Below are 1181 nucleotides of genomic sequence, written 5' to 3' on the forward strand. Positions count from 1 at the left end.
GCGTCTGCCGTTCCGCCACGTCACTCTCACCCATGCTAGCTCGCCCTCTGGGCCAGGGCGACCTGTAGGGCAGCAGTCTCAGCATCATCGTCATCTCGAATCGGAATCCCGCTCCAAGTCGCGAAAAAGAGGTGTGCTCAGGTAGCGTTCCCCAAAACTAGGCTGGATCATTACAATCCGCTTGCCAGCGTTTTCCGGTCGCCGCCCCACCTGGATGGCTCCCGCCAAGGCAGCCCCAGTGGAAATGCCGGAGAGGATCCCTTCTTCTTTGGCCAGGCGCCGGCTGTAGACCATGCTCTCTTCATCTTCCACTGGGATCACCTCATCCAGCAGGTCGCGCCGCAGCACATCAGGCACGAATCCCGCTCCGATCCCTTCAATGCGATGAAAGCCGGGCCGTCCACCACTCAAGACGGCACTGGCCTTGGGTTCAACGGCCACCAGTCGAATGGCTGGGTTTTTCCCCTTCAAAAACTCGCCCGCCCCCGTGATGGTGCCGCCGGTACCTACCCCTGCCACCAGGATATCCACTTGACCATCGGTATCTTCCCAAATTTCCGGGCCGGTGGTTCTGGCATGGATCCGGGGGTTGGCGGGATTGGTGAACTGGCCCAACATGTAAGCGTTGGGAGTGCGGCGGACGATCTCTTCAGCCTTCCAGATGGCTTCCCCCATGCCGCCGGCGCTACTGGCCAGGTGCACCTCTGCTCCGTAGGCTTTCAACAGCAGTCGCCGCTCCAGGCTCATGCTCTCAGGCATGACGATGATGAGCCGGTAACCCTTGGCAGCAGCGGCCATGGCCAGGCCAATGCCGGTATTGCCAGAGGTGGGCTCCACCAAGATGGTCTTGCCGGGGGTGATCAAACCGGCCTGTTCGGCAGCCTCGATCATGCTGACGGCAATGCGGTCTTTCACCGAAGCGGCAGGGTTAAAGCTCTCCAATTTCACCACGATCTCGGCCAGGCACCCCTCCGATTGCGGGATCCGATTCAACCGCACCAGCGGGGTGCGACCGATGAGCTGGGTGATGTTGGCGGCGATTTTCATGGCTAACAAAAAGGAAGAAACCATCGCGGCAGTGGGCCCTAGCCCTTAACTCCGGAGCAACCAAGGGCCTTACGCGAGGCTAACCCTTGAATAAGCTCCTTGGCGTGCCCCTTTCAGCTTACTAGCGCAGGAGC

General features: G+C 60.5%; 1 protein-coding gene. It reads right to left on the reverse strand.

The window, feature by feature from the left end; all coding sequences use genetic code 11:
- Nucleotides 1-90: 90 nt before the first annotated feature.
- The gene (gene cysK, locus NW819_RS10465) at nucleotides 91-1047 is read right to left on the reverse strand and encodes a cysteine synthase A (RefSeq protein WP_011433569.1); all 957 of its coding nucleotides are present in this window, start codon (nucleotides 1045-1047) and stop codon (nucleotides 91-93) included.
- Nucleotides 1048-1181: the final 134 nt, after the last annotated feature.

It is taken from the genome of Synechococcus sp. R8-2 (assembly GCF_047461715.1).
Taxonomy (GTDB): Bacteria; Cyanobacteriota; Cyanobacteriia; order Thermostichales; family Thermostichaceae; genus Thermostichus.

Coding starts and splice junctions, on each gene's coding strand:
- cysK (WP_011433569.1), bottom strand. CDS start 1,047: ATGAAAATCGCCGCCAACATCACCCAGCTCATCGGTCGCACCCCGCTG.